The sequence below is a fragment of the Delftia sp. PE138 genome (assembly GCF_018320755.1).
GTDB classification, from domain to species: domain Bacteria; phylum Pseudomonadota; class Gammaproteobacteria; order Burkholderiales; family Burkholderiaceae_C; genus Comamonas; species Comamonas tsuruhatensis.
On record NZ_JABEPN010000004.1, the window covers coordinates 167,468 to 184,238 of the forward strand.

16 protein-coding genes are annotated in these 16,771 nt (G+C 68.6%); 6 read left to right on the plus strand and 10 right to left on the minus strand.

Annotated features, from left to right (window positions below; genetic code table 11):
• Positions 1 to 35 precede the first annotated feature (35 nt).
• The 4 genes from HFGMBDPB_RS15790 to HFGMBDPB_RS15805 all read right to left on the minus strand — a co-directional run bounded on the left by HFGMBDPB_RS15790 (position 36) and on the right by HFGMBDPB_RS15805 (position 2,393).
• Positions 36 to 218 (minus strand): Trm112 family protein, encoded by a 183-nt coding sequence (locus HFGMBDPB_RS15790; protein WP_016445900.1) that lies wholly within the window; start codon positions 216 to 218, stop codon positions 36 to 38.
• A 64-nt stretch (positions 219 to 282) separates the two neighbouring features.
• Positions 283 to 1,299 carry a tetraacyldisaccharide 4'-kinase gene (gene lpxK / locus HFGMBDPB_RS15795; RefSeq protein ID WP_212645755.1) on the minus strand — a complete coding sequence of 339 codons (1,017 nt, stop codon included), beginning with the start codon at positions 1,297 to 1,299 and terminating at the stop codon, positions 283 to 285.
• A gap of 13 nt (positions 1,300 to 1,312) precedes the next feature.
• On the minus strand, positions 1,313 to 1,738 hold the full coding sequence (locus HFGMBDPB_RS15800) for an ExbD/TolR family protein (RefSeq protein WP_012205405.1): 426 nt from the start codon (positions 1,736 to 1,738) through the stop codon (positions 1,313 to 1,315).
• A gap of 22 nt (positions 1,739 to 1,760) precedes the next feature.
• Complete coding sequence (locus HFGMBDPB_RS15805) at positions 1,761 to 2,393, minus strand: MotA/TolQ/ExbB proton channel family protein (protein WP_016445902.1); 633 nt, start codon at positions 2,391 to 2,393, stop codon at positions 1,761 to 1,763.
• Positions 2,394 to 2,788: 395 nt separating this feature from the next.
• Here HFGMBDPB_RS15805 and xseA point away from each other — a divergent pair, with 395 nt between their 5' ends.
• Both xseA and HFGMBDPB_RS15815 read left to right on the plus strand, forming a co-directional pair.
• Positions 2,789 to 4,114, plus strand: coding sequence for an exodeoxyribonuclease VII large subunit (xseA, locus tag HFGMBDPB_RS15810; RefSeq protein WP_212645756.1), 1,326 nt, complete (start codon positions 2,789 to 2,791; stop codon positions 4,112 to 4,114).
• A gap of 318 nt (positions 4,115 to 4,432) precedes the next feature.
• On the plus strand, positions 4,433 to 5,014 hold the full coding sequence (locus HFGMBDPB_RS15815) for a superoxide dismutase (protein WP_016445904.1): 582 nt from the start codon (positions 4,433 to 4,435) through the stop codon (positions 5,012 to 5,014).
• Between the two features lie 103 nt (positions 5,015 to 5,117).
• On the opposite strand, the gene HFGMBDPB_RS15820 is transcribed toward HFGMBDPB_RS15815, so the two are convergent.
• Entirely contained in the window at positions 5,118 to 6,662 is a 1,545-nt protein-coding gene (locus HFGMBDPB_RS15820) for an MFS transporter (protein WP_249343459.1), read from the minus strand.
• Between the two features lie 113 nt (positions 6,663 to 6,775).
• Between HFGMBDPB_RS15820 and HFGMBDPB_RS15825 the strand changes: the two genes are divergently transcribed.
• Complete coding sequence (locus tag HFGMBDPB_RS15825) at positions 6,776 to 7,657, plus strand: LysR family transcriptional regulator (protein WP_016445906.1); 882 nt, start codon at positions 6,776 to 6,778, stop codon at positions 7,655 to 7,657.
• Positions 7,658 to 7,691: 34 nt separating this feature from the next.
• Here HFGMBDPB_RS15825 and HFGMBDPB_RS15830 read toward each other — a convergent pair whose 3' ends face one another.
• Positions 7,692 to 8,912, minus strand: a complete 1,221-nt coding sequence (locus HFGMBDPB_RS15830; protein WP_212645757.1) for an MFS transporter — start codon at positions 8,910 to 8,912, stop codon at positions 7,692 to 7,694.
• Between the two features lie 122 nt (positions 8,913 to 9,034).
• Between HFGMBDPB_RS15830 and HFGMBDPB_RS15835 the strand changes: the two genes are divergently transcribed.
• The gene (locus HFGMBDPB_RS15835; RefSeq protein WP_016445908.1) at positions 9,035 to 9,631 is read left to right on the plus strand and encodes a TetR/AcrR family transcriptional regulator; all 597 of its coding nucleotides are present in this window, start codon (positions 9,035 to 9,037) and stop codon (positions 9,629 to 9,631) included.
• Between the two features lie 17 nt (positions 9,632 to 9,648).
• Here the strand turns inward: HFGMBDPB_RS15835 and HFGMBDPB_RS15840 are convergent, their stop codons facing one another.
• Genes HFGMBDPB_RS15840 through HFGMBDPB_RS15850 form a run of 3 tightly spaced genes read right to left on the minus strand, consistent with a single transcriptional unit; the run spans position 9,649 to position 12,619 of the window.
• Positions 9,649 to 10,509, minus strand: a complete 861-nt coding sequence (locus HFGMBDPB_RS15840) for an isocitrate lyase/PEP mutase family protein (RefSeq protein WP_016445909.1) — start codon at positions 10,507 to 10,509, stop codon at positions 9,649 to 9,651.
• Between the two features lie 44 nt (positions 10,510 to 10,553).
• Positions 10,554 to 11,564, minus strand: a complete 1,011-nt coding sequence (locus tag HFGMBDPB_RS15845; protein WP_212645758.1) for a Bug family tripartite tricarboxylate transporter substrate binding protein — start codon at positions 11,562 to 11,564, stop codon at positions 10,554 to 10,556.
• A gap of 44 nt (positions 11,565 to 11,608) precedes the next feature.
• Positions 11,609 to 12,619, minus strand: a complete 1,011-nt coding sequence (locus HFGMBDPB_RS15850; protein ID WP_016445911.1) for a tripartite tricarboxylate transporter substrate binding protein — start codon at positions 12,617 to 12,619, stop codon at positions 11,609 to 11,611.
• A 195-nt stretch (positions 12,620 to 12,814) separates the two neighbouring features.
• On the opposite strand from HFGMBDPB_RS15850, the gene prpR reads away from it, so the two are divergent.
• Complete coding sequence (prpR, locus tag HFGMBDPB_RS15855; protein WP_212645759.1) at positions 12,815 to 14,836, plus strand: propionate catabolism operon regulatory protein PrpR; 2,022 nt, start codon at positions 12,815 to 12,817, stop codon at positions 14,834 to 14,836.
• Here the strand turns inward: prpR and HFGMBDPB_RS15860 are convergent, their stop codons facing one another.
• Positions 14,837 to 15,757 (minus strand): LysR family transcriptional regulator, encoded by a 921-nt coding sequence (locus tag HFGMBDPB_RS15860; protein ID WP_212645760.1) that lies wholly within the window; start codon positions 15,755 to 15,757, stop codon positions 14,837 to 14,839.
• Between the two features lie 67 nt (positions 15,758 to 15,824).
• Between HFGMBDPB_RS15860 and HFGMBDPB_RS15865 the strand changes: the two genes are divergently transcribed.
• Entirely contained in the window at positions 15,825 to 16,757 is a 933-nt protein-coding gene (locus tag HFGMBDPB_RS15865; RefSeq protein ID WP_212645761.1) for a pyridoxal-phosphate dependent enzyme, read from the plus strand.
• The last annotated feature ends 14 nt before the right edge of the window (positions 16,758 to 16,771 follow it).

Here is a 16,771-nt window from a genome sequence, read left to right on the forward strand (position 1 = left end):
GCGAAGGCGTGGGGCGGCGCAGGTGATGGGAAAAATCAGTCCTCGATCTCGTCGTCGTCCAGCGTGCGGGCCTCGGTTTCCAGCAGCACGGGAATGCCGTCGCGCACCGGGTAGGCCAGGCGCGCGCTGCGCGAGACCAGTTCCTGGTGCTCGCGGTCAAAGCGCAGCGGGCCTTTGGTGACGGGGCAGACCAGCAGTTCGAGAAGTTTGGCGTCCATGGCGGATCCTGTGTTTTGAAGGGAAAGGGCGGGCCGTGGCAGCCAGCCGAGACGGAGATGATAGTCAGGCGGGGCAGGGGCGCAGTGCCTGCAGCCGCTCATCCAGCAGAGCCCAGAAATCCGCCGGCAGCTGCAATTGCAGCGCAACCGCCCAGGCCTGGGGATGGGTGCGCCACAGCTTGACGGCATCTTTTTCGGTGCAGACCAGCGGGTCTTCGTTGCGCCCCAGGCGCTGGAAGCTCTCAAAATTATAGTGATCCGGCAGCGCCTGGACATGCTCCAGCGTCAGGCCTTGCTCGCGGGTCAGCATGGAGAAAAAGCCTTCGGGCCGGGCCACTGCCGCCACGGCCTCCACGGGCTGCGCACGCAGGGAGGACAGTGCGATGCGCTCGCCTTGGGCATTGACGGCTTCGCTGGACAGCTGGCGCTGTATGGCAAACGCGGGGGCGTCGGTGTCGGGGGCTGCGCCTGCATGCAGCACGGCGGTGACGGGGCGCGGCCAGGGCTCGCGCAGCGGGCCGGCCGGCAGCAGCCAGCCGTTGCCGATGCCGTCGTCATTGAAGACGCACAGCTCGATGTCGCGGGCCAGGGCCAGGTGCTGCAGGCCGTCGTCGCTGATGACCACATCCACCTGCGGGTGGCGGGCGCGCAGGGCCTGGACGGCCTCGATGCGCTTGCGGGCCACGAAGACCGGCACGCCGCTGGCACGCGCCAGCAGCGCGGGTTCATCGCCCACGTCGGCGGGGGCGCTGTCAGGACGGGCTTCGCGGCAGTCGTCCGTGCTGCGGCCATAGCCGCGCGAGACGATGCCGGGACTCCATCCGCCATCGCGCAGATGGCGGGCCAGGGCGAGCGTGACAGGGGTCTTTCCGGCGCCGCCCGCAATCACGTTGCCGACGACGATGACCGGAATGCCGGCCTGGCCCCCACGCCTGAAGCCCAGTGCATATGGCAGCCGATGCAGGGCCAGCAGGGCACGGTACAGCAGGGACAGGGGAAGGAGCGCGCAGGCCAGCGGACCGCGGCGGCGCCAGGCCGCGCGAAGCCCCCGGGCTGCGGGGGCAGGACCAGTCCGGGGCATGGCGGCCTTGCCTTCAGCGCCCGGCGCTGGCCGAGGTCTGCGTGGCGAAGGTGATCTGGGACAGTCCGGCGCGGCGCGAGGCTTCCATCACCGATACCACGGACTGGTGCGGCGCAGTGGCATCGGCGCTGATGATGACCACGCTGTCCTTGCCGGCGACGGCCGCTGCGGCCAGCGCCTGGGTCAGGCCGGTGACGCTGCGGTCTTCCACGGCGGTCTTGTTGATGGCATAGCGGCCATCGGCTGCGATGGCGACGATGATTTCGCGGGGCCGGTCGCGCTGCTGCTCGACGTCGGCCACCGGAAGGGTCAGCTGCAGCTCGGTGAACTTGCTGTAGGTGGTGGACAGCATCAGAAAGATCAGCACCACCAGCAGCACGTCGATGAACGGGATCAGGTTGATCTCGGGCTCGTCACGGCGGCGGGGACGGAAGTTCATGTCAGGTCTCTCGCGTGCTGGTTCACTTGCCGCCGACGCGGGTGAGGTGGCGCACGAACTGTTCGGAAGCCAGCTCCATGCCCAGCAGGTAGCCGTCGACGCGGGCGCGGAAGTAGCGCCAGAAGATCAGGGCCGGAATGGCGACGATCAGGCCGAAGGCCGTGTTGTACAGGGCGATGGAGATGCCGGCCGCCAGCTGGGCGGGGTTGCTGCCGCCGGTGGCCGATGCGCCGCCTTGCGAGCCGAAGATCTCGATCATGCCGATCACCGTGCCCAGCAGGCCCAGCAAAGGGGCGGCAGAGGCGATGGTGGCCAGCGCGCTCAGGTGCTTTTCCAGCGTGTGGGCGGCGGCGCGGCCGGCGCCTTCCATGGACGCGCGCAGCTCTTCCTCGCTGCTGTCCGGATGGGCCTGCAGTGCGCGCAGCCCGCTGGCCAGGACCTCGCCCAGCGTGGAGTTCTGTGCCAGTTGCTGCACGACTTCCTGACTGGGCAGGCCGCGCGAGGACACGGAAATCGCCTCGCCCAACAGGGCAGGCGGCGCAACACGGGCTGTTTTCAGCGCCACGAAGCGTTCAAAGACCAGGGCCAGAGCCAGGATGGAGCAGGCAATCAGTGGCCAGATCGGCCAGCCTGCGGCTTGTATGATCGACAGCAAGTTGTTTTCCCCCCGCGTTTAACTGCAGCCGACGATTATGGCCCAGCCATGTGGCCGGTCCAGGCGTCCCGGCTGCGCGATCGGCCTAAAACTGTGACCGGGCGCAGCATCCAGGCAACGGGCGGTGTCCCGGTTTCCGGCCTCGGGCTTGCTCATATAGCACAATTTTCTGTGGATAACTTTGTTATCAAGCTGCCTGCGCAGATGCGGCGGCGACGGCGAATGACCACTGTGACAAATGTGAATTCTTTGTTTCAGCAAAAAATCTTTTATTAATCAAATGCTTGCGAGGTATTCTTGAGATTGCTTGTGCAAATCATCGCCAAAGTGCCTCTTCAAGGCTGCATCTGCCGGCCTGTGGAGAATGTTGCACTGCATGCTGACCGGGAGCCCGCATGAGCGGTGCATTTGGCGCAATGAATCCAGCAGCGGCGCCGCTGGTCTGGGAAGTCGGCGCGCTGTGCCGCGCCGTGAGCGATGCCTTGCAGGCGCGCTTCAATCCGGTGGCGGTGCGCGGCGAGATCAGCGGCTTCTCGCGTGCGGCCAGCGGCCATTGCTACTTCAGCATCAAGGACGCCGGCGGGCAGATCCGCTGCGCCATGTTCCGGCGCGCGGCCCAGCTCATGGACTTTTCGCCGCGCGATGGCGAGCTGGTCGAGTTGCGGGGCCGGCTGGGTGTCTACGAGCAGCGCGGTGATCTGCAACTGGTCGTCGAAAGCATGCAGCGTGCAGGCCAGGGCGCACTGTTCGAGCAGTTCCTGCGGCTGAAGGCGCAGCTGGAGGCCGAAGGCCTCTTCGATGCGGCGCGCAAGCGCAGCCTGCCGCCGCTGCCGCGCGGCATTGGCGTGGTGACTTCGCCGGGGGCTGCCGCGCTGCACGACGTGATCACCGCGCTGCGCCGCCGCGTGCCCCACATCCCCGTAGTGCTGGTGCCGGCCCTGGTGCAGGGCGCGCAGGCACCGGCCTCGCTGATCGACGCGCTGCGAAGGCTTTATGGGCTGGCGCAGGAAGGCGCGGGATCGGTGGCCGGCGCGCCGCACATCGACACCATCTTGCTGGTGCGCGGCGGCGGCTCCATCGAAGACCTCTGGGCCTTCAATGACGAGCGCCTGGCCCGCACCATCGTGCAAAGCCCGGTGCCGCTGATCAGCGGCGTGGGGCACGAGACCGACTTCACCATTGCCGACTTCTGCGCCGACCTGCGCGCGCCCACGCCCACGGCGGCGGCAGAGTTGGTGAGCCAGCCGCGCGAAGTCTGGCTGGGTGCGCTGCAGCTCATGCAGGGCCGGCTGGAGGACGGGGTGCAACGGCTGCTGGACCGCCAGCAGCAGCGCCTTGACCTGGCGTCGCAGCGCCTGGGCCGGCCCAGCGAACAGCTGGCGCGCAGCCGGCTGCAGCTCAGCCGGCAGGCGCAGCGCCTGCGCCATGCCATGCAGTTGAGGCTGCAGCGCATGGACCACGCGGGGCAGGGCCTGCAGGCGCAGCTGCCTGCGGGCATGCGCCGCGGCCTGGACAGGCGCGCGGACCACCTGGCGCGCATGGAGCTTCGCCTGCAACTGCTGGACCCGCGCCTGGTGCTGCAGCGCGGCTATGCCCTGCTCACCGATACCGAGGGCCATCCCGTGACCGAGGCGCGCCGTGCGCCACCGGGCACGGCGCTGCAGGCGCAACTGGCGGACGGCAGCCTGGACCTGGTGGTGACGCAGCCGCGCCTGCTCTGAACTGCGGCCCGTTGTGTGCAGCGTTCGGCGTGCAGGGAGTGGCGGGCGGCAGGCGGTATCCGTGTAGGCCGATTGGCCGGATTGCGGTCAATTCACATCCACCCTCGCGGCAGCGGGCCAAGATGGCCGATTTGGAGCGCGCTTTCGCCGCAGGGTCACGAACTTGTTCCTACAATGCCCGTTCGGGTGCGTGAGGGCCAGGGCTCGCAGCAATGCGCGCAATGCAGGCCCCGCGCGACGGTCACGGCAGGCGCTGCAGGCGCTCTGCGCAACAGGTGCTGGCCCGTCCTAAAAGATTTCAACCACGAAGGAAACACCATGGAACATACCTTGCCCCCTCTGCCCTATGCGATTGACGCGCTGGCGCCCCACTACAGCCAGGAAACGCTGGAGTACCACCATGGCAAGCACCACAACGCCTATGTGGTGAACCTGAACAATCTGCAAAAGGGCACCGAATTCGAAAGCATGACCCTGGAAGAGATCGTCAAGAAGTCTTCCGGCGGCATCTACAACAACGCAGCCCAGATCTGGAACCACACCTTCTTCTGGAACTGCATGGCCCCCAACGGTGGCGGCGAGCCCACCGGCGCCCTGGCTGACGCCATCAACAAGAAGTGGGGCAGCTATGCCGCCTTCAAGGAAGCCTTCGTGAAGTCGGCCGTGGGCAACTTCGGCTCCGGCTGGACCTGGCTGGTGAAGAAGGCCGATGGCTCGGTGGACATCGTCAACACCGGCGCCGCCGGCACGCCCCTGACCACGCAAGACAAGGCCCTGCTGACCGTGGACGTCTGGGAACACGCCTACTACATCGACTACCGCAACCTGCGTCCCAAGTTCGTCGAGACCTTCCTCGACAAGCTGGTGAACTGGAAGTTTGCCGAGCAGAACTTCGCCTGATCGAAGCACCTGCCAGCAATGTGCACGCGCAACGTGCACGCAGCGCCCAAAAAGCCCCGAAAGGGGCTTTTTGGCTTTCTGGCTGAGGCCGGGGGGCCGCCGTTCAGCGGCGCTGACCGCGCAGCCGCCACCCCGTCCACAGCGCCGTGCACACCAGCAGCAGCGTGGCGCCGGCGATCACGGCGCTGAAACCCTGGCCGAAGGCCGTGCGTGCCAGTTCGGTCAACTGGTGCGCGGCCTGAGGCCTCAGCTGTTCGGCGGCCAGCAGGGCTTCGTCCAGGCTGTCGCGCACGGAATCGGGCAGGGCCAGGCCCAGCCCCTCAGGCAGGCGCAAAGAGCCTGCGTACACGGCCGACAGCAGGCTGCCCATCAGCGTCACGCCCAGGGCGCCGCCCAGCTCGTATGACACCTCCTCGACCGAAGCCGCCATGCCTGCACGGTCTGCGGGAGCGCTTTGCATGATGGTGCTCGACGCCGTGGTCATGGCCGCGCCTATGCCCAGGCCCAGCAGGGCCAGCGCCCCCGCCTGCGGCCACCAGCCCATGTCATGGACCAGCAGGTAGCCGCCCATGCCCAGGCCCGACAGCAACAGGGAGGCCGGCAGCATGCGGGCCCCACCCAGTCGCGGCAGCCAGTGGCCTGCGACGGGGCCGGCCACAAAGGCGGCCAGCGGCAGCGGCAGCACGGCCAGGCCCGCCTGCAGCGGAGACAGGCCCTGCACCAACTGCAGGCGCTGGCTGAAGACCAGTTCCATGCCGATCAGCGCTGCCGCAGCCACCAGGGCCGAGGCCACGGCCGTGGCAAAGGCCGGGTTGCGGAACAGGGCGAAGTCCAGCAGCGGGTCGCTGCTGCGCCGCTGGCGCCGCACGAACAGGGCAAGAAAGCCCAGGCCCAGCACCAGGGTCACGGCGGCCAGGGCCCAGTCGGGCGATTGCTTGCCAGCCTCCTTGATCGCGTAGGTGCTTGCCACCAGGCCTGCCATGACCTGCAGCGAGCCCACAAAGTCCCAGGGCCGCTGCGAGGTGGCGCCGCCTGCGGGAATCAGCCACCAGGCCAGGGGCAGGGCCAGCAGCACGATGGGCACATTGATCAGGAACACCGAGCCCCACCAGAAATACTCCAGCAGCAGCCCGCCCACCACGGGACCGAAGGCCGCACCGCCCGATGCCACCGAGGCCCAGATGCCGATGGCCAGCGCGCGCTCGCGCTCATCGGCAAAGCTCAGGCGGATCAGGGACAGCGTGGCCGGCATCATCATGGCCGCGCCCACGCCCAGCAGCGCGCGCGCCGCAATCAGCAGGGCGGGCGAGGGCGCAAAGGCCGCGCACAGCGATGCCAGGCCGAACACGCACAGCCCGGCCATGAACAGCCGCTTGTGGCCGAGCCTGTCGCCCAGCGTGCCCATGCCCAGCAGCAGGCCGGAAACCACCAGGGCATAGATATTGACGATCCACAGCTTGGCGGAGGCCGTGGCCGCCAGGTCATGCGTGAGGCGCGGCAGTGCCGTGTAGAGCACCGTCATGTCGATGACGATGAGCAGCAGCGCCACCGAGACGATGGCCAGCACCAGCCAGCGGCGCGGGTCGGCCGCCAGAGATTTGGAGGGATGCCCCGCAGCGAGGACCCGGGTTTGCGTCGTGAACGCCATAAAGCACCTGTTTGCCCCTGGCCTTGTGGGCCGGAGCTTCCTTTGGATGAAAGCCGCAGTTTCCATCAATAAAATGCTTTATCAAAGTTTGATTCAATCCATAAAATTGATGGATGGAATGGACACTGGACAGACTGAGGCATTTCGTGGCGGTGGCCGAGGCCGGCACCATGACCGAGGCTGCGCGCCGCCTGGGCCGTGCGCAATCGGCCGTGAGCACGGCCATCGGCCTGCTGGAGGCCGATCTGGGGCTGGAGCTGTTCGACCGTGTGGGACGCCATGTGCGGCTCACGGCCGCAGGCGAGGTCATGCTGCTGGAGGCCCGGTCCCTGCTGCACCAGGCCCAGGCCATGGACCACCGCGCACGCGCCCTGGCCGCAGGCGGCCAGGCGCGCCTGGCCGTTGCGCTGGACGAGGCATTGCCCTATGTGCCGCTGGCCCAGCTGTTCAAGGAGCTGGCGGCACGCTTTCCGGCCATGGAGCTGACCGTGCTGAACGGCACGGCCTCCGAAGTGGCCGAGCATGTGGCGGCGCAGCGTGCCCAGGTCGCCTTCCAGTTCGACCGAGCGCCTGCGCCGGCCACCTGTGCCCAGCGCCATATCGGCAGCGTGCCGCAGACCATTTGCGTGGCCAAGGGCCATGTGCTCGATGGCGCAGAGCCCTTGACGCGCAGGCAGCTGGCCGCGCACCGCCAGTTGCTGATGCACATCGAGGGCGTGGAGGACACCGTGCTCAGTCCCGCCGTCTGGCGCTCCAACAGCTTCTATGTGATTGCCGACATGGTGGCCGACGGCCTGGGCTGGGCCATCCTGCCGGTCAATATTGCCGAGTTCGGCGATCTGCGCCCGCATCTGCGGCAACGCGCCTGCGAGGGGCTGGCGCTGCCGCCGCTGACCGTGCGCATGCTCTGGCTGGAAGGGCTGGCGCCCGGGGTCGAAGCGCTGTGGATGCGCCAGCGCCTGGCCGAGCTGCTGGCCTTGATGGCCACGGCCTGAGCGGTCTGGGCTGGCGCGGGCGTTGGGGCCGTGTTCAGGTGCAGGCAGCGGCTGCGTCTTCGGCAGGAGGGCTCTCTTTCGCTCGTGCCTGGCGTGCGGCCAGCACGCCCAGGGCCCACATGACAGCACCGGCCAGCAGCGCCACCACGAAGGAGATGCGCGCGCCCCACAGGTCGGTGGCCCAGCCGGCGGCGGCCGCGCCCAGGGCCACGCCCATGGCAATGCCGGTCAGCAGCCAGGTCATGCCCTCCGTCAGGCGCTGGGGCGGCACCTGCTGCTCCACCAGGCCCATGGCCACGGTGATGGTCGGGCCGAAGGTAATGCCGGCCAGCAGCACGGCCAGGGTCAGCGTGAACACATTGGTGGCCAGCAGCAGGGGCACGGCCGTGATGCAGACCGAGGCGCCCACCCAGGCGATCTGGCGGTGCAGCGGCGCCTTCAGGCGCAGCGTGCCGAACACCAGTCCCATCACGCAGGAGCCCAACGCATAGAACGAGAGCACGATGCTGGCCGCCGCCGGCTGGCCCTGCTGCGTGGCAAAGGCCACGCTGGCCACGTCGATGGTGCCCACGATGATGCCCTGGGCCAGCATGAACAGCGCCAGCGTGCGCACCACGGGATGGCGGGCCAGCGACTGCTGGCGCGTGCGCTGCTGCGATGTGTCCACGGGTGGCTCTGTACGGCGCTGGGCTACGAACAGCGCCACGCCCACCAGCAGCAGCAAGGAGGCGGCCAGCGGCCCGGCCTCGGGGAACAGCACCATGCTCAGGCCGACCGACAGGGGCGGGCCGACGATGAAGCAGACATCGTCCAGCACGGCCTCCAGCGCATAGGCCGTCTGCAGTTGTGGCGTGCCGCGCAGCAGCACGGTCCAGCGCGCACGCACCATGGCCGGCATGCTGGGCAGGGCACCCACCAGCGCTGCCAGCACCAGCAGCAGCCACTCCGGTCCCTGCCAATGCGCGCACGCCAGCAGCGCAAACATGGCGGCAGCACTCACGGCCGCTGCCCAGGGCAGGACCTTGCGCTGGCCATGGCGGTCCACCAGGGCCGAGATGCGGGGCGCCAGCACCGCGATGGACAGCGCAAAGCAGGCAGCGACCGCGCCGGCCAGCGTGTATGCGCCGCGCTGCTGGGACAGCATGGTGATCAGGCCGATACCCGTCATGGAAAGGGGCAGGCGGGCCAGGAGACCGGCCAGCACAAAGGCGGCCGTGCCGGGCCGGGAGAACAGCTGGCGGTAGGCGTGGAACATGGAAACCTCGGAAGACGGACAGGCCGCTGCAATCACATACGCGGCGTATGTCAGCGATTCTACGGGTTGCCCATGACGCGCCGTATCATTGGCATACGTTTTGTATGTGAATGGAGTGCGCCATGCGCAAAAGCCGGGCCAGCATGATCGAGGAGACACGCGCCAAGCTCATCGAGGCTGCGCGCGAGGCCTTTGGCAGCCAGGGCTATGCCCAGGCCTCCATGGACGAACTGACGGCCAAGGCCGGCCTGACGCGCGGCGCGCTGTACCACCATTTCGGCGGCAAGCCGGGCCTGCTGGCCGCCGTGGTGGCGCAGATGGATGCCGAGATGGACGCACGCCTTGAGCAGGTGCTGGCCGACCATGCAGATCCCTGGGAGGGGTTCCTGGCCTACTGCCGTGCCTACCTGGCCATGGCGCAGGAGGGCGAGATACGCCGCATCGTGCTGCAGGATGCGCGCGCCGTGCTGACGGGCACGGACCAGGGCGAGCAGCACCGTGCCTGCATCGCCTTCGTGGCCGGCTACCTGGAGCAGCTCATGGAGCGCGGCGTGATCGTGCGGGCCAATCCGCTGGCCATGTCGCGCCTGCTCAATGGCTGCCTGGTGGAGTCGGCATTCTGGATTGCCGAGGAAGGGGCGCCCCCCGAACGCCTGCCGCAGGCGCTGCAGGCGCTGGAGCTGACGCTCAAGGGGTGGAAGGCGCCTGCGAGGGGCTGACCGCCCTCGCTCGTGCTTCACTCGTACTTCTTTTCCAGCGCATCCCAGAACGGCTTGTTGACCAGGCGCTGGCGCTCGGCAAAGGGGGCGACCACGGCGGGGTTCTCGTCCACCCTGCGCTCGTTGCGCAGCTGGCCCAGCGCCTTTTGCATGCCGGCCACGGCGCCTTGCAGCGCGGCATTGGCATACAGCACCAGGCCATAGCCCAGGTCTGCCAGTTCGCCCGCGTCGGTGATGGGCGTCTTGCCTCCGATCACCATGTTCATCAGCTGCGGCGTGGACAGGCGCTGGGGCAGGGCGCGGATTTCTTCGGCCTGGGTCACGGCCTCCACGAAGAGGATGTCGGCTCCCGCCTCGGCAAAGCGCTGGGCGCGCTCGACGGCAGCCTCGAAGCCCTGCGTGGCGCAGGCATCGGTGCGCGCCATGATCAGCGTGCCCTGGTCGCGGCGCGCGTCCACGGCGGCCTTGATCTTGCCCAGCATTTCCTCGGTGGAAATCACTTCCTTGCCATTGAAATGGCCGCAGCGCTTGGGGCTGATCTGGTCCTCGATCTGGATGCAGTCGGCGCCCGCGCGCTCCAGCGTGCGCACCGCATGGTAGGTGTTGAGCGCGTTGCCGAAGCCGGTGTCGGCATCGACGATCAGCGGCAGATCCACCGCGTCGCGGATGCGGGCCGTGTGGTCGGCGATGTCGGTCAGGCCCATGAAGGCCTGGTCGGGCAGGCCGAACCACATATTGGTCACGCCGGCGCCGGTCACATAGATGGCCTCGAAGCCGAGATCGGCCACGACGCGCGCGGACAGTGCGTTGAATGCGCCGGGCACGAGCACGCCGCGGCGCGCTTCGGCCAGGGCCTTGAGTTGTTGCTTGGTGTTCATGGATGGTTCTGTCGAATGGGAAAAAGCGATGCGCGGGCTGGCGCTCAGTCCAGCGTGATGTTGGCGTTCTTGATCACCGGGCCCCACTTGGCGCGCTCGGCCTCGATGAACTTTCCGTAGGCCTGGGGCGTGCCGCCCATGACCATGCCGCCCGTGTTCTCCATCATGGCGCGCACCTCCGCGTCCTTGAGGGCCTCGTTCACGGCCTTGTTCAGGCGCTCGATCACGGCCGGCGGCGTGCTGGCCGGCGCGATCATGCCCAGCCAGTTGTACGACTCGAAGCCCTTGATGCCCGCCTCATCCAGCGTGGGCACGCCGGGCAGCACTTTCAGGCGCTGCTTGCTGGACACGGCCAGGGCCTTGACCTTGTCGCCCTGGATGGCGGGCAGGGCCGCATAGCCCATCTCGAACATGAAGGCCAGGTGGCCGCCCATCAGGTCGGTGGCTGCCAGCGCGCCGCCCTTGTAGGGCACATGGACCATGTCCGTGCGCGTCTGGAAGGCCAGCAGCTCGCCCGACAGGTGGTGGGCACCGCCCACGCCCGACGATCCATAGGTCAGCGTGCCGGGCTTGGCCTTGGCTGCCGCGACCAGTTCGGCCACGGTCTTGAACGGCTGGTTGGGCGCCGTGGTCAGGATCAGCGGCGCCTCTTCGATCAGGATGATGGGCTGCAGGTCGCGTGCGGCGTTGTAGGGCAGCTTTTTCATCAGCATGGGATTGGTCACCAGCGGACCCGGCGAGCCGAAACCGAAGGTATGGCCGTCCGTGGCCTTGGCGATGGCATCCGTGCCCGTCACGCCGCCCGCGCCGCCGCGGTTGTCGATCACGATGGGCTGGCCCAGGCTCTGGCCTATCTTGTCGGCGATCTTGCGGGCCCGTGTATCGGCAAAGCCGCCGGCCGCATAGGGCACGATGAACTTGATGGGGCGCGAGGGCCAGGCATCTGCGCCCTGGGCCACGGCGGTGGCGGGGGCAGCGAGCAGGGCGGCAGCGGCGGCGATGGCGCTGAGGGCCAGGCCCATGCCCAGGCGGAGGGTGTTGCGGCGGGTATTCATGGTGTCTTGTCTCGGTTGGGATCGGTGGTGATGGCGCAAGCGGTTCACTTTTCCTGCATGTTCGCGGCCTTGACGATCTCGCCCAGGCGCTTGCGTTCGGCGTCTGTGAACTTCACGAACTCGGCGCGCGTGCCTCCGATGGGTTCGATGCCCAGGCCCTTGAGCTTTTCCACGGTGGCGGGCTCCTTCATGGCCTTGTCCACGGCGGCGGCCAGCTTGTCCAGGATGGCGGGCGGCGTCCCCTTGGGCGCATGGATGCCGGCCCAGTGCGCGATCTGCAGCTCGGCAAAGCCCTGCTCCACGGCGGTGGACAGCTGCGGATAGGCCGAGATGCGCTGCGTCCAGGTGGTGGCCAGGGCCTTGAACTTGCCTTCGTTGAGGATGTGGGGCAGGGCGATGATGCTGGCCTCCGACGTGCCCTCCACCTGCCCGCCCAGCACGGCCGTCGTGCTCTCCGACCCGCTCTTGTAGGGCACGGGCTGCAGCTGGGCGCCGTACTTCACGTTCAGCATCTCGGCCACGAAATGCGGCGTGCTGCCCGTGCCGGCCGTGGCGAAGTTGAAGCCCTGGCCCTTCTTCGATGCCTCGACGAAATCGCGCAGGTTCTGGTAGGGCGCGTTCTTGGGAACCACGATCACGGACGGCGCCAGGCCGATCATGGCCACCGGAACCAGCGCATCGTCTTTGAACGGCATGGTCTTCTTGATCATGCTGTTGGAGATCACGCCGGCCGCGCTCACCAGCAGGGTGTAGCCGTCGGGCTGCGCCTTGGCCACGATGTCGGCGCCCACCGTGCCTCCCGCACCCGCGCGGTTGTCGACCACCACGGGCTGGCCCAGGATCCTGGACGCGCCTTCGGCAGCCGATCGTGCCATCAGGTCATTGGCGCCGCCTGCCGAGAACGGCACCACCAGGCGAATGGGGCGGGTGGGCCAGGCATCGGCGGCGCCGGCAGCCCGTGCAGCGAAGGAGCAGGTCACGCCGGCCAGCGGCAGCGCGGCGGCAAGCAGGGTGGCCAGGGCGGTGCGGCGGGGCAGGCGGGATGGCTGGTTCATGGGGTCTCCTGGAAATGCTTGAAATGATTGAAACGCCTGGCCTGTTTGCAAGTGGCATGCCACCGGATCAAAGGGTAAACCCTTGATATCGCAAGTTGTTGATGTGAATGGGTTTTGTGATTCTTGAAAAGTCTGCTCTGCAGGCATTCACCGATTCGCCCGGTGCGGTGTTGCATGAATGAAATAATCGGTTGCATGAATGAATCAGTTGTGCCTTCCACGCATGCCACCCCTGCCGGCCCCCGCGCAGCCTGGCCGCGCGTCGTCACCGTGGGCCGCCACCGCATCGGCCGCGTGCTGGAGCGCATGTCGCTGGCCGTGGGCGACCAGGTGCGCGTGGAGCATGTCAGCGCGGCCTTTGACGATGCCGTGCAGGCCGTGCGTGCGCTGCAGGCGGTCGAGCCCATAGACGCCCTGGTGGCCGCAGGGGCCAGCGGCGCCTGGGTGCGCGAGCGGGTCGATATCCCCGTCGTCATGATCGAGGTGCGCGGGTTCGATCTGCTGCAGGCGCTGGCCAGCGCACGTGCACTGGCACAGTCCGGCGGCACGCCGCGCATCGGGCTGGTGTCGTTCGACCATCCCTCGCCGCATCTGGCCCAGTTCGACGCGCTGTTCGGCGCCGGCATTGCGCAGTTCAGCTACCACGGACCCGAAGATGCCCAGGCCTGCGTGCGTGCGCTGCAGGCCGCCGGCGTGGGCGCCGTCGTCGCGCCCGGCCTGGTGGCCGACCTGGCCGAGCAGGCCGGCATTCCCAGCGTGCTGCTGTACTCCGATGGCGCCGTGCTGCAGGCCCTGCGTGACGCCGTGCTGCTGGCCCGCCACCGCCATGCCGAGCGCGCCCGCCACCAGCGGCTGGAAACCGTGCTCGGCCAGTTGCAGGACGGCGTGGTCGCCGTGGACACGCAAGGCCGCATCCAGGCCCTGAACCCCACCATGGCCGCGCTGCTGGGCGCGCCCGCCAATGCGCTGCATGGCCGGCTGCTGGACGAGGTGGCACCCGCGCTGGCACTGGCACAGGCGCTGCAGTCGCAGTCCCTGGAGCCCGAAGGCAGTGAAGACGTGGTCCAGCTGGCCATGCGCACCCTGGTCGTGCGGCGTGCGCCCATCGTGGAAAACGGCCAGCTCACGGGCGCCTTGCTGGTCTGCCGCGACCCGGCCACCATCCAGCGTGCCGACCGCCACCTGCGCGCCAACCGCAGCCTGCGCGGCGCGGGCGTGCGCTGGCGCATCGAAGACTACGCGGGCGACAGCGAACCCGCCCAGCGCGTGCGCCGCCTGGCGCGCCAGTTCGCGGCCAGCGATGCCACCGTGCTCATCCAGGGCGACAGCGGCACGGGCAAGGAGTTGCTGGCCCAGGGCATGCACCGCGCCAGCCGGCGCGCGGCCCAGCCCTTCCTGGCGGTGAACTGCGCGGCCCTGGGGGAAAGCCTGCTGGAGAGCGAACTCTTCGGCTACGACGAAGGCGCTTTCACCGGCGCGCGGCGCGGCGGCAAGACCGGGCTGATCGAGGCGGCCCATACGGGCACCTTGTTCCTGGACGAGATCGGCGACATGCCGCTGGCCCTGCAGTCCCGCCTGCTGCGCGTGCTGCAGGAGCGCGAAGTGCTGCGCGTGGGCTCCACCACGCCCGTGCCGGTGGACCTGCGCGTCATCGCCGCCACGCACGCCGATCTGGCGGCCCTGGTCGAGTGCGGTGAATTCCGGCGTGACCTGTTCTACCGCCTGGCCGTGCTGCGCCTGTACATGCCCGGACTGCACGAACGCGGCCCGGCCGATGTCCAGGCCCTGGCCCGCGCCATGCTGGCGCGGCGCCTGCGCACGCAGTCGCTGCAGGCGGAAGGGCCATCGCTGGAGCCCTTGCTGGCGGCCTTGCTGGAGCTGGCATCCGGCCACCGCTGGCCCGGCAATGCGCGAGAGCTGGACAACTGGGTGGAACGCCTGCTGGCCTGCCGCCACGACCTGCGCGACAGCGCGGGCCGCGTGGACATGGGCCGCTTGCGGGAGCTGTTTCCTGAATGCGGCGGGGCTGGGCAGGGTACCGTTCAGGCCCTGCCAGCGCAGCAGCGGCAACTGCAACTGCGCGAGGCCCGGCGCGATGCCGAGCGCCAGCGCATGCGCGAAGTGCTGGAGCAGGTACAGGGCGACCAGCGCCGCGCCTGCGAGATCCTGGGCATCAGCCGGGCCACGTTGTGGCGCAGGCTCAAGGCGCCGGACTGATCAGGGTGCATGGCCACCCAGCCGCTCGGCCAGGAAATCCATCAGTACGCGCAGCTTCAGTGGCAGATGTCTGGTGGGCGGGTGAAGAATCCACAGCTGGCCGCTGTAGTTGGGCAGGAAGCTCCAGTCCGGCAGCACCTGCACGATGCGCCCGTCCGCCAGGGCCTGCCGTGCCGTGAAGCGGGGCAGGCTGGCGATGCCGATGTGCTGCAGCACGGCGTCCAGCCGCACACCGGTGTGGTTGGCCGCATAGCGCCCGCGCACGGCCACGGTGACGGTCTTGCCGTGGCCGCGCAGCTTCCAGTGCGCGTCGCCGGGCTCCTCCCCCAGGTAGATGCAGCTGTGGGCCTTGAGGTCCAGCGGATGCGCGGGCGTGCCGTGCCGGGCCAGGTACTGGGGCGAGGCGCACAGCAGATGGTCGATGTCCATCAGATGGCGGCCCATGAGGCCTGGCGGCGGGTGGTTGGTGATGCGTATGGCCAGGTCCACGGGGTCATCGATCAGGTCCATGTAGCGGTCTTCCAGCCGCATTTGCACGTCGACCTCGGGATACAGGGCCAGGAAATCGGGCATGTGGGGGTGGACCACGGTACGGCCCACGGCCTTGGGCACGCTGATGCGCACCAGGCCGCGCGGCTGCGCGTCCTGAAGCAGGGATGCAGCCATGACGGCCTGCGCGGCGCCCACCATGTCCAGGCAGCGCGCATGCACTTCGCGGCCGGCCTCGCTCAGGCGCAGCTTGCGCGTGGTGCGTTCCAGCAGGCGCAGGCCCAGCGCCTTTTCCAGCCGCGCCACGCCCCGGCTGGTGGCCGATGGCGTGCTGCCCAGCTGGCGCGCGGCCTTGGAGAAGCTGCCCGTGTCCACCACCTTGACGAAGATGGCCATTTCTCCGAACAGGGGCAGGGCTTGATTTGTGCTCATGGCGCAAAGAATATTTGGAATACCGGAGGATTATCGCGATGGCAGCCCGGTTCTACACTGCCGCTCCATGCCTTTGCACACCTCCACTCCCCTCATCGAATCCCATGCCCTGGGGCAGGCCAGCGGCCAGAACATCTGGCTCAAGCTGGACGCGCTGCAGCCTTGCGGATCATTCAAGCTGCGCGGCATAGGCCATGCCTGCGAGACCCTGGCGGGCCAGGGCAAGAAGCGCTTTGTGGCCTCGTCGGGCGGCAATGCCGGCATTGCCGTGGCCTATGCGGGACGGCAGCTGTCGATGCCCGTCACCGTGGTCGTTCCCCAGACCACGACCGAGCATGCACGGGCATTGATCCGCGCCCAGGGCGCCGAGCTGATCGTGCATGGCGCCGTCTGGGACGAGGCCAATGCGCTGGCCCAGTCCCTGCTGGGTGCCGACGATGCCTTTGTCCACCCGTTTGACGATCCGCTGCTGTGGGCCGGGCATTCCACCCTCGTCGACGAACTGGCCGCAGCCGGCTTCAAGCCCGACGCCGTGGTGCTGGCTGTGGGCGGCGGCGGCCTGCTGGCCGGCGTGGTGCAGGGTCTGGAGCGCCATGGCTGGACCGATGTGCCCGTGATCGCGGCGGAGACGGCCGGCGCCGATTCCCTGGCGCAGTCCCTGGCCCAGGGCCGCCGCGTACTGCTGGACCGCCTCACCAGCGTGGCTACTTCGCTGGGCGCGCGCCAGGTCTGCCAGCGGGCCTTCGATCTGGCGCAGGTGCACCCCGTGCGCAGCGCCGTGGTGACGGATGCGCAGGCGCTGCAGGCCTGCCTGCGCTTCATTGACGACCATCGCCTGCATGTGGAGCCGGCCTGTGGCGCCGCGCTGGCCCTGGCCTACGGGCGCGCTCCTGCGTTGCAAGGCTTCCAGCGCGTGCTGGTGGTGGCCTGCGGCGGCACGACGAACACGCTGGAGCAGCTCCAGGCGTGGCGTGGGGCGGCGCTGGCAGCCGAGGCGTGAGCACGGCTGCGGCC